The sequence below is a fragment of the Kutzneria viridogrisea DSM 43870 genome, assembly GCF_000525635.1.
GTDB lineage: Bacteria > Actinomycetota > Actinomycetes > Mycobacteriales > Pseudonocardiaceae > Kutzneria > Kutzneria viridogrisea.
On the sequence record NZ_CP007155.1, the window covers coordinates 795,334 to 808,761 of the forward strand.

The 13,428-nt window shown below is 70.6% G+C and carries 11 protein-coding genes and 1 riboswitch; of the genes, 10 read left to right on the top strand and 1 reads right to left on the bottom strand.

From position 1 onward, the window contains the following. Positions 1–9: 9 nt before the first annotated feature. Positions 10–1,206: a hypothetical protein gene (locus tag KALB_RS03845; RefSeq protein WP_025354406.1), complete on the top strand. Its 1,197-nt coding sequence runs from the start codon at positions 10–12 to the stop codon at positions 1,204–1,206. Here KALB_RS03845 and KALB_RS03850 read toward each other — a convergent pair. After that, positions 1,157–2,701 (bottom strand): dolichyl-phosphate-mannose--protein mannosyltransferase, encoded by a 1,545-nt coding sequence (locus KALB_RS03850; RefSeq protein WP_042221619.1) that lies wholly within the window; start codon positions 2,699–2,701, stop codon positions 1,157–1,159. The two genes, KALB_RS03845 and KALB_RS03850, sit on opposite strands and share 50 nt — an antisense overlap. Before the next feature lie 69 nt (positions 2,702–2,770). On the opposite strand from KALB_RS03850, the gene rsmI reads away from it, so the two are divergent. The 9 genes from rsmI (at position 2,771) to KALB_RS03895 (ending at position 13,407) form a co-directional block, all read left to right on the top strand. Then, positions 2,771–3,634: a 16S rRNA (cytidine(1402)-2'-O)-methyltransferase gene (gene rsmI, locus KALB_RS03855; protein WP_025354408.1), complete on the top strand. Its 864-nt coding sequence runs from the start codon at positions 2,771–2,773 to the stop codon at positions 3,632–3,634. A 192-nt stretch (positions 3,635–3,826) separates the two neighbouring features. Next, positions 3,827–5,620 (top strand): methionine--tRNA ligase, encoded by a 1,794-nt coding sequence (gene metG, locus KALB_RS03860; protein WP_025354409.1) that lies wholly within the window; start codon positions 3,827–3,829, stop codon positions 5,618–5,620. Next, a complete protein-coding gene (locus KALB_RS03865; RefSeq protein WP_025354410.1) occupies positions 5,617–6,453 on the top strand; it encodes a TatD family hydrolase in 837 nt (278 codons plus the stop codon). The genes metG and KALB_RS03865 overlap by 4 nt, the downstream gene beginning before the upstream one ends. 335 nt (positions 6,454–6,788) lie before the next feature. Continuing rightward, entirely contained in the window at positions 6,789–8,303 is a 1,515-nt protein-coding gene (locus KALB_RS50030; RefSeq protein ID WP_025354411.1) for a resuscitation-promoting factor, read from the top strand. Positions 8,304–8,319: 16 nt separating this feature from the next. Then, on the top strand, positions 8,320–9,174 hold the full coding sequence (gene rsmA / locus KALB_RS03875; protein ID WP_025354412.1) for a 16S rRNA (adenine(1518)-N(6)/adenine(1519)-N(6))-dimethyltransferase RsmA: 855 nt from the start codon (positions 8,320–8,322) through the stop codon (positions 9,172–9,174). A gap of 323 nt (positions 9,175–9,497) precedes the next feature. Next, positions 9,498–9,588, top strand: a riboswitch (SAM riboswitch). 223 nt (positions 9,589–9,811) lie between these two features. Beyond that, positions 9,812–10,822, top strand: coding sequence for a methionine ABC transporter ATP-binding protein (locus KALB_RS03880; protein WP_025354413.1), 1,011 nt, complete (start codon positions 9,812–9,814; stop codon positions 10,820–10,822). Positions 10,823–10,895: 73 nt separating this feature from the next. After that, entirely contained in the window at positions 10,896–11,582 is a 687-nt protein-coding gene (locus KALB_RS03885) for a methionine ABC transporter permease (protein WP_025354414.1), read from the top strand. Between the two features lie 21 nt (positions 11,583–11,603). Then, a complete protein-coding gene (locus KALB_RS03890; protein WP_025354415.1) occupies positions 11,604–12,413 on the top strand; it encodes a MetQ/NlpA family ABC transporter substrate-binding protein in 810 nt (269 codons plus the stop codon). 31 nt (positions 12,414–12,444) lie between these two features. Beyond that, positions 12,445–13,407, top strand: a complete 963-nt coding sequence (locus tag KALB_RS03895; RefSeq protein ID WP_025354416.1) for a 4-(cytidine 5'-diphospho)-2-C-methyl-D-erythritol kinase — start codon at positions 12,445–12,447, stop codon at positions 13,405–13,407. The last annotated feature ends 21 nt before the right edge of the window (positions 13,408–13,428 follow it).

Here is a 13,428-nt window from a genome sequence, read left to right on the forward strand (position 1 = left end):
GATGCAGGCATGTCAGAGGACAGCTGGCAAGCAGCGAAACTGCTCCCCACCTCAGGCCTGCACGACACCCGCGAACGAAGGCGCAGGGCGGGATCCGCGCTGATGGCGGTGCTCGGCGCGGTACCCGACTTCGCCCGCGCGCTGACCCAGCGGCTGGGCGCCCCGGCCGGACCGGTACGGACCTTCACCCGCGCGGAGCAACCCGGTGGGCTGCTGCGGGTGACCAGGGGACACCGCACCTGGACCGCGCTGGTCGAGGTGTACACCGACGCCGAACGGCCCGAGCCGGTCGCCCGGCGCGGGCACGACGCACTGGTCACGATCTCCGCCACCGGCCCCGGGTTAGCCGAGCCGGGAGGACACCACCTGACCTGGACCGAGGTGCTGTGCGAGGCGCTGGCGCAGCACGAGCACCTGGCGGTGCCCGAACCGGGCCAGGCGTGGCTGCTCGGCGAACTGATCCACTACCTGCGGCACCCGGACTCCGGAGCACTGGTCCCGGTCGAGGTGAGCCCCAGCTGGCAGGCGGCACGCGAGGCGCTGGCCGCGGGCACCCTGCGCGGCACCGACCCGGTGGCCCACCAGGTGGCGCTGCACTTCGAGGAACTGCTCCGCTTCGCCGCACTGACCGCGGACGCCGTGCCCGCGCTGTCCCGCAGGCAGCTCGCCGACCGCGCCGCGCACCTGCGGGCACAGGCCGTGCGGCTGGCGGGGCGCGGCCTGCTCACCGGGCGCATCCGCCAGCCGGGCCGGTCCGGGGTCGTGGAGGTGGTCGCCGACCTGCGCGCCGGCCAGGTGCGCTGCCACGTGGACGTGGAGGCCCCGCGCGAGGGCAGGCCCTCGACCCGGGTGAGCTGGTTGGTCCGCCAGCTCGCACAGGCCCCGGACACGCTGCACCTGGAGTGCTTCTGCCCGCAGGACGCCACCACGGGCCGGTGCGCCCTGCTGCGCGAGGTCCGCGCGAACCCCTCGGCGCTGATCGCCGACCCGCGCCGCGAACCCCGCTCGTTCCGCGTCGAGGCCGACTACCCGGTGGGCGAGGGCTCCTTCGCCGCCGCGCTGCTGGACGCCGTGCCGGGCTTCCACCGGGACGTGACCCGGCACCTGCGCGCCGGTACCGCCCCGCCGCAGCGCGCCAGGGACATCCCCGACCAGCTCACTTCCAGCTGGGCAGCCAGAGTTCGGCCTGCCACTGGGCCGCACTGATCGGCACCCCGTTGAGCACCGGCCACAGCCAGACGAAGTTGGCCACCACCAGTCCCACGTAGATGGCGACCACGAGCAGGCCGGTGTTGCGCCGCTCGCTGCCCGCCCTGGCCCTGCCGATGATGTCCCCGCAGGCCAGGGTGAGGCCGAGCACCAGGAAGGGCGCCATCGGCGTGGTGTAGAAGAAGAACATCTGCCGGTCGAACATGGCGAACCAGGGCAGCAGCCCGGCCATGTAGCCGACCATGACGGCGGCGTGCCGCCAGTCCAGGCGGGCGAAGGCACGCCACAGCGACCAGCCGATCATCGGGAAGGCCAGCCACCACAGTGCGGGCGTGCCGATCAGCATCTGCGCGCTGACGCACTGGCTGGCGCCACAGCCCGCGGCGAGCGGGCTGGGGGTCTGCTCGATGTAGTAGAGCATCGGGCGCAGGCCCATCGGCCAGGTCCAGGGCTTGGACTCCCACGGGTGGGTGCCCACGTTCGGCGCACCGGTGATCAGCGTGGAGTGGAAGTGGTAGACGTTGCCCTCGTAGAACAGGAACGAGCGCAGCGCGTCGGGCAGCCAGCTCGCGCCCTGGAGCTGGTTGCCCACCGCGTGCCGGTCCACCCCGGTCTCGCTGCCGAACCAGGCCCACCACGAGCCCAGGTACACCAGCACGGAGACCGCGACGATCGCCCACAGCGCGGGCAGCACGTCCCGCACGAACGTGCCCATCCAGGGCCGCTCGACCCCCGCCGCCCGGCGCGAGGTGGCGTCCCAGAACACGGTGAGCAGGCCGAAGGCGGCGATGAAGTACAGGCCGTTCCACTTGACCGCGCACATCAGGCCGAGTGAGACGCCCGCGGCCAGTCGCCACCAGCGCAACCCGAGGCGGGGGCCCCACACGGACTCGGTGGCCCAGCCCTCGCGGACGGCGGTGGCCAGCCGGGCGCGGATCACGTCCCGGTCGACCAGCAGGCAGCCGAAGGCCGCGATGACGAACAGCTCGCCGAAGATGTCGAGCATGCCCATGCGGGCCTGCACGTGGCTGACCCCGTCGCAGATCAGCAGCACCCCGGCCAGCGCGCCGAGCATGGTGGAGCGGGTCAGCCGCCGCCCGATCCGCACGATCAGGAACACGCACAGGGTGCCCGCGACCGCGGGGGCGAACCGCCAGCCCCAGCCGTCGTAGCCGAACAGCCACTCGCCGATCGCGAGCAGGTACTTGCCCAGCGGCGGGTGCACGACCAGTTCGTAGCCGGGGTTGTCCTCGTAGCCGCCGTTGCGCAGCATCTGCCAGGCCTGCGGCACGTAGTGCTTCTCGTCGAAGACCGGGGTGCCCTTGTCCGTGGGCCAGCCCAGGTCCCAGAACCGGACCAGACCGCCGACCAGGGTCACCGCGAGGGTCACCAGCCAGCCGCGCAGCCGGTCGGCCGGTGCGGGCGGCCCCAGGCGTTCCACCGGGTCGGCAGCCGGCGGCGGGTCGGCCGGGGGCACCTCGCCCACGTCCACCACGCCCTCGGGTTCGCCGTCCGTCCGCTGCGCGATCGTGGTCACCCGGCCGATCGTAGGGTGAGGGACGTGAATCCCGTATCCGGATCTGGGCGGCTCCTGCTCGCGGCCACCCCGCTCGGCAACACCGGCGACGCCTCCGCGCGGCTGCTGGACGCGCTGGCCACCGCGGACATGATCGCCGCCGAGGACACCCGGCGGCTGCGCTCGCTGGCCGCGGGGCTGGGCGTGGCGCCCTCGGGCCGGATCGTCAGCTTCTACGACGCCGTGGAGCAGGCCAGGCTGCCCGGCCTGGTGAAGGCCGTCCGCGGCGGCGCCACGGTGTTGCTGGTCACCGACGCGGGCATGCCCAGCGTGTCCGATCCCGGCTACCGCCTGGTGGCCGCCTGCGTGGCCGAGGACCTGCCGGTGAGCTGCCTGCCCGGCCCCTCCGCGGTGACCACGGCCCTGGCCCTGTCCGGGGTGCCCTGCGACCGGTTCTGCTTCGACGGCTTCCCGCCCCGCAAACCGGGTGAACGCCGCAGGTGGCTCGCCGGGCTGGCCAGCGAGACCCGCGCCTGCGTGTTCTTCGAGTCCCCGCACCGGGTCGCCGCCACCCTCGCCGACGCGGTGCAGGTCCTCGGCCCCGACCGGCGTGGCGCGGTGTGCCGCCAGCTGACCAAGTCCGACGAGCAGGTCCGCCGCGGCACCCTCGCCGAGCTCGCGGCCTGGGCCGCCGAGGGGGTGGGCGGGGAGGTCACCGTGGTGCTCGCCGGGGCCGAGCCGGTGGCCGCCGAGGTCACCGACCTGGGTGAGCTGGTGCCCGCCGTGCGCCAGCGCGTCGCGGGCGGCCAGCGGCTCAAGGAGGCCGTGGCCGAGGTGGCCGAGGCCGCCGCGGTCAGCAAGAAGGCGCTGTACGACGCCGTGCTCGCGGCCCGGGACTCGACTCCCTGAGCGCCCGGTCCACCGCGTGTCGGACGTTCCGGTACCGCGTGTCGGACGTTCCGGTACGAACTCCCACGAGCTGGGAATCCGCACGGGAAGCGCCGACACACCGTACGCGAACGTCCGACACGCGCTGTCGGGTGTCGCTCACCGGGTAACCGGTTCGTGGGATCGGCTGGCCCCTCCGTAGTCTTTACGTCCATGAGTGCCTCCGTGCTGACGGCGGTGGCCTGGCCTTACGCCAACGGCCCCCGTCACATCGGCCATGTCTCCGGTATCGGTGTCCCCTCCGACCTGTTCGCCCGCTACATGCGAATGTCGGGGCACGACGTGCTGATGGTCTCCGGCAGCGACGAGCACGGCACGCCGATCCTGGTGCAGGCGGACAAGGAGGGGCTCACCCCGCAGCAGACCGCCGACAAGTACCACCGCGTGGTCGCCGAGGACATGCGGCGGCTGGGCGTCACCTACGACCTGTACACCCGCACCACCACCCGCAACCACTACGCCGTGGTGCAGGAGCTGTTCCTGGCGATGTACCGCAACGGCTACATCGTGCCGAAGACGACCACCGGCGCGGTCAGCCCGTCCACCGGCCGCACCCTGCCCGACCGCTACATCGAGGGCACCTGCCCGATCTGCGGCTACGACGGGGCGCGCGGGGACCAGTGCGACAACTGCGGCAACCAGCTCGACGCCGCCGACCTGGTCAACCCCAAGTCCCGGATCAACGGCGAGACGCCGAAGTTCGTCGAGACCGAACACCTGTTCCTGGACCTGCCCGCGTTCACCGACACCCTCGGCGAGTGGCTGGCCTCGAAGACCGACTGGCGGCCCAACGTCGTCAACTTCACCAAGAACCTGGTCAAGGACATGCGGCCCAGGGCGATCAGCCGCGACCTGGACTGGGGTGTGCCGATCCCGCTGGACGGCTGGCGCGACCAGGCCCTCAAGCGGCTGTACGTCTGGTTCGACGCGGTCATCGGCTACTTCTCGGCCAGCGTGGAGTGGGCGCGGCGCAGCGGGGACCCGGACGCGTGGAAGCGCTACTGGAACGACCCGGCCGCGCGGATCGTGCACTTCATGGGCAAGGACAACATCACCTTCCACGCCCAGATCTGGCCCGCGCTGCTGATGGGGCACAACGGCACCGGTGACAAGGGCGGCGAGCCCGGCCCGTACGGCACGCTGAACCTGCCCACCGAGATCGCCTCCAGCGAGTTCCTCACCATGAGCGGCTCGAAGTTCTCCACCTCGCGGGGCACCGTGATCTACGTGGGCGACTTCCTCAACGAGTTCGGGCCGGACAGCCTGCGCTACTTCATCTCCGCGGCGGGCCCGGAGACCCAGGACGTGGACTTCACCTGGGACGAGTTCGTCCGGCGCATCAACTTCGAGCTGGCCAACGAGTGGGGCAACCTGGTCAACCGCTCGGTGTCCATGGCCAACAAGAACGTGGGCGCCGTGCCAAGGCCGACCAGGGTCGAGCAGGCCGACGAGGACCTGAAGGCGTTGTCCCGCAAGGCTTTCGACACCGTGGGCGAGCACCTGCGCAACTCCCGGTTCCGTGCCGGTGTCGGTGAGGCCATGCGCGTGGTGTCCGCGGCGAACAAGTACCTGTCCGAACAGGAACCGTGGAAGCGCAAGGACGACCCCGAGCGCCGCGACACCATCCTGCACACCACGTTGCAGGTGGTGAAGGACGCGAACACCCTGCTCACGCCGTTCCTGCCGCACTCCGCGCAGAAGGTGCACGAGCTGCTGGGCGGCACCGGGCTGTGGGCCGCTCAGCCGGAGATGCACGAGGTGAAGGACCTGGACGACCCGACGCGGGAGTACCCGATCCTCACCGGTGACTACAAGGCCGAGCAGGCCCGCTGGGAGTCCACGCCGATCGAGGTGGGCCTGCCGCTGGACAAGCCCGCGCCGCTGTTCGCCAAGCTGGACCCGGAACTGGGCGAGACCGGTCCGGAGTGGGCGCCGATCCAGAAATGACACCCCGCAAGGGTGAGCGACCGCCGGTACCGGAACCCCTTCCGGTACCGGCGTTCGACGCCCACACCCACCTCGAAGCCTGCGGCGCGGAGAATGCCGCCGACGTGAGGTCCATGCTGGATCGGGCGAACCAAGCGGGCGTCGCGTGCGTAGTGACGGTCGCCGATGCCATGCCGGAGGCGCGCTGGGCCGTGCGGGCGTCCACCTGGGACGACCGGGTGTACGCCGCTGTCGCGCTGCATCCCACGCGCACCAAGGACTTCAGCGAGGCCGACCGGGCCGAGCTGACCGAACTGGCGGCACACCCGAGGGTGGTGGCCATCGGCGAGACCGGCCTGGACTACTACTGGGACTACTCCCCGCACGAGGCCCAGCAGGAGGCCTTCCGCTGGCACATCGAGCTGTCCAAGCGGACCGGCAAGGCGCTGATGATCCACGACCGGGAGGCGCACGAGGACGTGCTGCGCATCCTGGACGAACAGGGTGCGCCGCCCACGGTGGTTTTCCACAGTTTTTCCGGGGATGTGGATTTCGCGCGGCGCTGCGTGGAGCGCGGGTTCGTGCTGTCCCTGTCCGGGACGGTCACCTTCCGCAACGCCACGGCCCTGCGGGAAGCCGCGAGGAGTGTTCCCGCGGAACAACTCCTGGTGGAGACCGATGCGCCCTTCCTGACGCCGCACCCGTTCCGCGGCCGTCCGAACGAGCCCTACTGCGTGGCGTACACACTGCGTGCACTGGCCGAGCTACGCGGAGTTGATGTCGGTGATTTGGCAACAACTCTGGCCGCCACTGCGAAACGTGTGTTCGGCATGACCGTTCCGCTGGGACGATGACGGTCCGTGCTCACAAAAACATCACTCCGTGGTGTGACTGGTGACACATCAACCTGGACGATGTTTGCGGCCACGCCCAACCTCCGTTACGGTCTCGTGATCGATGCCAGTGGACGTCGCAGTCCGGCATCAACCCGCGATCAGGCCGGTGTTGTTCGGGGACACGCCGTGTGAACCTGGTTGCGGGAGTCGGAGCACGAGACCGATGTGACGCGAGGAGAAGCACCAGCGGCTGAGAGTCAGCAGTGGCAGTCAGCCGCGAGCACTCGCGGAAACCTTGGCTTTTCGGAGGTAACGACCCCGTGACCGGGACTGGTAGGCACCGCAGACCACGCGTGGATTCCCCCGCCACGCAGAGCAGCACCACCTCTGGCTTCTGGGCCCCCGCGGGCGGCGTCGCCGTCGCGGAGCGCACCGACTGGTCGACCGTCCGGCCCGACCTGGACTGGGACTGGGACTGGGAGGCCGAGCTCGAGGCCACCCGCCAGTTCGTGCCCGGTGGCGCCTACGTCTCCACCCAGGACGTGCTCGACGTCCTCGGCCCCGACGCGCAGGACCTGCTGTCCTCGGTCGACATGGAGCTGGACCAGCTCCTCGACCTGATGAACGCCAAGACCACGGTCATCCCGCGGATCGTCGACGAGCCCCTCACCGAGGGCCTGTCGCAGACCTGGGAAGAGCTCGAGCGCGGCCTCGAGGACACCAACCTGGTGCCCGAGCCCCAGCGCAAGGTCAAGGTCAAGACCGAGGAGAAGACCCAGTCCGTCTGGAAGCGCCGGTTCATCAAGGCGGCCGTCATGGCCACCCTGGTGAGCCTGACCGGTGGCGGCGCCACCGCGCTGGCCATGGACAAGGCCGTCACGGTGGACGTGGACGGCCAGCCGGTCACCGTGCACACCTTCGCCGGGACCGTCGGCGAGGTGCTGGAGAAGCAGGGCCTGGCCGCCGGCTCGCACGACGCCCTGATGCCCTCGGCGGGCACGCAGATCGCCGACGGCGGCAAGATCGTGCTGCAGCGCGGCCGGATGATGAACCTGTCCGTCGACGGGGTCCAGCAGAGCCAGTGGGTCAAGGCGCTCACCGTCGGCGCCGCCCTGCAGGAACTGGGCGTCAAGACCGACGACACCAAGATGTCCGCCGACCCCAGCGCGCAGATCCCGCTGAACGGCATGTCGGTGGACATCCGCACCGCGAAGACCATCACCTTCAGCGACGGCGGCAACGCCCCCAAGCAGCTCAAGACCTACGCGGTCAGCATCCAGGAGCTGCTCAAGGAGCTGAACGTCTCGCTCGGCGGCGAGGACAACGTCAGCCCCGCCGTCAGCACCAAGCTCGCCACCGGCGCCGAGGTCTCGGTCAGCCGCAACGGCGTCACCGTGGTGCAGGAGCAGCAGGACATCCAGCCGGAAGTCCAGAAGATCAACGACCCGACGATGGAACGCGGTGAGCAGACCGTCGTCGACCCCGGTGCCGCGGGCAAGCAGAACGTGACCTACCGGGTCACGATGCACAACGGCAAGCAGACCGACAAGCAGCAGATCGCCGTCACCGTGCTGACGCCGATGAAGCCGAAGGTCATCAAGGTCGGCACCAAGCCGATGGCCGGGGACGCGGTCTGGGACCGCATCGCCCAGTGCGAGTCCACCGGCAACTGGCACATCAACACCGGCAACGGCTACTACGGCGGCCTCCAGTTCGACATGGGGACCTGGACCTCCAACGGTGGTGGGCAGTACGCCCCGCGCGCCGACCTGGCCAGCCGCGAGGAGCAGATCGCGATCGCCAACAAGGTCCGTGCGGCTCGCGGCTACCAGCCGTGGGAGTGCGCCGGCAAGCTCGGCATCAGCTGAACCTAAGATCGCCTGCGTGTACGAGTTGCTGGGGCCCGCTGAGGTCCGTGCGTTGGCCGAGGAACTGGACATCCGGCCGACCAAGAAGCTGGGCCAGAACTTCGTGCACGACACCAACACGGTGCGCCGCATCGTCAGCTCCGCCAGTCTCCGTGCGGACGACGTCGTACTGGAGGTCGGGCCCGGCCTCGGGTCGCTGACCCTGGGGCTGTTGCCGGCCTGCCGTTCGGTGGTCGCCGTGGAGATCGACCCGGTGCTCGCCTCACGGCTGCCCCGCACCGCCGCCGAGCGGGCCCCCGAGTTCGCCGACCGGCTGCGCGTGGTCGGGGCCGACGCGATGCGCGTGGGCGCCCAGGAGATCCTCGAGGGCGGGTCCGCGCCGACCGCGCTGGTGGCCAACCTGCCGTACAACGTGTCCGTGCCGATCGTGCTGCACCTGCTCGCCGAGCTGCCCTCGCTGCGGACCGGCCTGGTGATGGTGCAGTCCGAGGTCGCCGACCGGATGGCCGCCGGTCCTGGTAGCCGGGTGTACGGCGTGCCGAGTGTGAAGATCGCCTGGTACGCCGATGCCCGCCGGGCCGGTCCGGTGCCGCGCTCGGTGTTCTGGCCGGTGCCCAACGTGGACTCCGCGCTGGTGGCCTTCACCCGCCGCGAACCCCCGGCCGGTGTCCGCCGCGAATCGCTGTTCGCGCTGGTCGACGCCGCTTTCGCACAGCGCCGCAAGACCCTGCGCGCCGCCCTGGCCACCTGGGCCGGATCCGCCGACCGTGCCGCCGAACTGCTGGTCGCCGCCGGGGTGGACCCGTCCACCCGGGGTGAGCAGCTCGGCATCACCGAGTTCGCGCGCATCGCCGAACTCGCCGACCGCTGAGCCCCTGACCTCGTCCACACCCCGTGCAACACGGGACCTGGCCGGTCTGTTCCCTCGTTGCTGGGGACTAGTCCATCCCCCGCCACTCCCTGGGGGGCGTGCCCAGCTCCAGTCTACCGCCCGCACCCCCTAGTTGATCTTGAACTGGACCCGCCTGTGGACAACTCGGGTACCTGTGGACAACTCCCGACGCCGTGGAACCGTTTGTTGTGTACGCAAAGTAGCGATCAATCCACGGGCGGCAGTGTGATTTGCCGAACGATCCGGGGAACTTCGTGTCGGTAGCTTGATTTCTTCCAGTTGCGTCGGGTCTACTCTTGGTGCATCCATCCCGAGCGGCCGAGAGACCTGGATCGACGACGCCGCAGCAACCACCCGTTCGCGGGCAGGTGCTACCGCCAGGACCGATGGAGGATTTCTATGGACCTCACGCGACTGTGTGCGGCACGCACGCTGACCCGCCGCCGAGTAGTCGACCAGTGCCGTCGTACGGTCAGTGCCTGTCGACTCGACGGCTGACGAACTCTCGTTTCCCGGTCAGTTCACTCGAACGTCTTCTTCGTCCCGTTAGGACGGTCCTCTTCGGACAGTGGCGCCGCTAGTCGGTGTGCGCTGCCACGCGTGCTGTGGAGCAATCGTGATTACAGTCGACAACCTGGTCAAGTCCTTCTCCTCCCGTGCGGGTTCGGTCCGCGCCCTCAACGGGGTCAGCCTGGAAGTCCAGGCCGGTTCTGTGTGCGGCGTCGTCGGCCCCAGCGGGGCAGGCAAGTCGACCCTCGCCCGCTGCATCGCACTGCTGGAGCGCCCCGACAGCGGGGCCATCCGAGTCGACGGCACGGACCTCGTCTCGCTGGACGGCAGCAGGCTGCGTGCCGCGCGCAGGCAGATCGGCGTTGTCCCGCAAGGGGATTCGCTGCTGCGTCAGCGCACCGCTGCTGGGAACATCGCGCTGCCACTGGAAAGCGCCGGTGTGGACGGCCCGGTCCGGCGCAAGCGCGTCGGCGAGCTGCTCGATCTCGTTGGCCTGACTGACAAGGCGGCCTCCTACCCCGACCAGCTCTCCGGCGGACAGCGCCAGCGGGTGGCCGTGGCCAGGGCGCTGGCGGCCAACCCCGCCGTGCTGCTGGCAGATGAGCCCACCTCGGCTCTGGACCCGGAGACCACCGGCTCGGTGCTGACCGTGCTGGACCGCGCCCGCGCCGAACTCGGCGTCACGGTCCTGGTCGTCACGCACGACATGGCTGTGGTGCGCCGGATCTGCGACGACGTCGCGGTGCTGGAGGACGGCAAGGTCGTCGAGCACGGCAAGGTGCTCGACCTGGTCTCCGACGCGGACAGCAGGACCGCCGCCACGCTGCTGCCCGGGCTGGACCAGGGCGAAGGACTGATCGGCACGCACGACCGCGTCGCCGACGTGGTGCTGGTCGGTTTCGCCGCCGTGGGCGCGCTGCTGCCCGAGGCGTCCAACCGCTTCGGCGTCGAGCTCGCCGTGCTCGGCGGTGGCCTGACCCGGCTGGGGGAGACCCCGGTCGCACGGTTCCGCGTTGGCATCAACGGGGAACGGGCCGACTCGGCCCTGGAGTGGATCTCCGAGGCCGGTGCTGTTGTGCGGCGGACACCCAAGGGACCACAGGGAGTTGCTGCGTGAGTGAGCTTGCGAACTCACCGTTGGGTACAGGGACTGGGCGAACGCCGCCGCCGAGCGGCAGCGAGGTGGCAGCGTGAGACCGACCACTCCGTGGTCAGAAGTGCTTGATCTGCTTCAGCCAGCTTTCGGCCAGACCCTCTACATGATCTCCGTGGCGACCGTGTTCGCCACGCTGTTCGGAATCCCGCTCGGCGTGCTGCTGCACGTCTCGGCGCCCAACGGGCTGCGGCCCCTGCCGGTGCTGCACCGGATCCTGGGCGTCGTGGCGGACTTCGGCCGGTCCGTGCCGTTCATCGTGCTCATCGTGTTGCTGCAACAGATCGTCACGCGACCACTGCTGAGCACCTCGATCGGGCCGACCGCGGCGATCGTGCCACTGGCCATCGGCGCCGTGCCCTTCCTGGGCAGGCTGGTGCAGTCGGCCCTGCGGGAGGTGGACGCGACGGTGGTGGAGGCCGCCGTCACCACCGGGGCGAGCAGGCTGCGCATCGTGCGCAGCGTGCTGCTCGGTGAGTCCGCCCCCGCACTGGTCTCCGCCGTCGGCGTCACCGCGGTCACCCTCGTCGGCTTCTCCGCGATCGCGGGCGTCGTCGGCGGGGGCGGCCTCGGCGACCTGGCCATCCGCTACGGCTACCAGCGCTACGACGACCGGATCATGTGGACCACCGTGATCGTCATCGGCCTGCTGGCCATGCTGCTCCAGTTCCTGTTCGACCGCGTGGCCCGGCTCATCGACCGACGCCGCCACGTCACCGCCTGAACCACTGAGGAAAGCACCCCCATGAAGCTCCGCGCGTTGATCCCGGCTGCCCTCGTCACGCTCACCCTCGCCGGGTGCGGCGGCGGCGCGGGCTCGGCCCCCGACGAGAACGCCCCGCTGGTGGTCGGCGTCAGCCCCACCCCGCACGGCCAGATCCTCAAGTACGTGGCCGACAACCTGGCCTCGGCCAAGGGGCTGAAGCTGGACGTCAAGGAGTTCACCGACTACGTCACGCCCAACACCTCGCTGGTGGACAAGTCGCTGGACGCCAACTACTTCCAGCACCAGCCCTACCTGGCCGACTTCGAGACGAAGAACGGCGCCAAGCTGCAGTGGATCACCGCGGTGCACCTGGAGCCGCTCGGCCTGTACTCGAAGAAGGTCAAGAGCGCGGCCGAGCTGCCCGACGGGGCGAAGATCGGCGTGCCCAGCGACGCCAGCAACGAGGCGCGCGCGTTCAAGCTGCTCGCCGACAACGGCGTGATCAAGCTCAAGGACGGGGCGAGCACGGGCAGCCCGCGCGATGTCGCGGACAACCCCAAGCACCTTCAGTTCGTGGAGCTGGAGGCGGCCCAGCTGCCGCGCAGCCTCCAGGACACCGACGCCTCGATCGTCAACGGCAACTACGCGCTGGACGCCCAGCTGGACCCGGGCAAGGACGCGATCCTGCTGGAGAAGGCCCAGGGCAACCCGAACGCGAACGGCCTGGTCACCCGCCCCGAGCTGGCCAACGACAAGCGGATCAAGGCGCTGGCCGAGCTGCTGAACTCCCCGCAGGTCAAGGACTACATCACCAAGACCTACCACGGGGGCGTGCTGCCGGCGTTCTAGCCAACCGGCGCTCAGCCCGTAGGCTGAACAGGTGCTAGCCGTCGTGCCACCACCCGTGACCGTCCGCGTGCCCGCCAAGGTCAACCTGCACCTCGCGTGCGGTGACCTGCGGGAGGACGGCTACCACGACCTGACCACGCTGTTCCAGGCGCTGTCGCTGACCGACGAGGTCACCGTGGCCGTCGCCGAGGAGCCCGGGGTCGAGGTGCACGGCGAGGGCGCGGCCCAGGTGCCCGCCGGGCCGGAGAACCTGGCCTGGAAGGCCGTGCGGGCACTGGCCGCGCACGTGGGCCGCGACCCGGATGCCCCCGGGGTCCGGGTCACGATCAACAAGGGCATCCCGGTCGCGGGCGGCATGGCGGGCGGCAGCGCGGACGCGGCGGCCACCCTGGTCGGGCTCGCCGCGCTGTGGCGGCTGGAGATCGGCCGTGACGAGCTGTCCACCATCGCCGCCGAGCTGGGCAGCGACGTGCCCTTCGTGTTGCAGGGCGGCACGGCCCTGGGCACCGGGCGGGGCGAGCAGTTGGTGCCGGTACTGGCCAGGCACACCTACCATTGGGTGATCGCCCTGGACCGCGAGGGACTGTCCACGCCGACGGTCTTCCGCGAGCTGGACCGGCTGCGCGCCGAGGGCAACCCGCCGCGCATCGGTGCCGTCGAGCCGGTGCTGGAGGCGCTGGCCTCCGGGGACCCGCGCCAGCTCGCCCTGTTGTTGGGCAACGACCTGCAGGCCGCTGCCGTCTCGCTGCGACCGGGCCTGCGCCGCACCCTGCGCGCCGGGGTCAACGCGGGCGCCCTCGCGGGCATCGTGTCCGGCTCCGGGCCGACCTGCGCCTTCCTGTGCACCGACGCGGATTCCGCGGTGCGCGTGGCCGCCGAGCTGTCCGGCGCCGGGGTGTGCCGCACGGTCCGGGTGGCCCAGGGACCGGTGGCCGGGGCACGGGTGGTCACCGACGACTCCGCGCGCCCGATCCCACCCGGCGTGCACGCCTGAGGTCCGCCGTAGGCTCAAGCC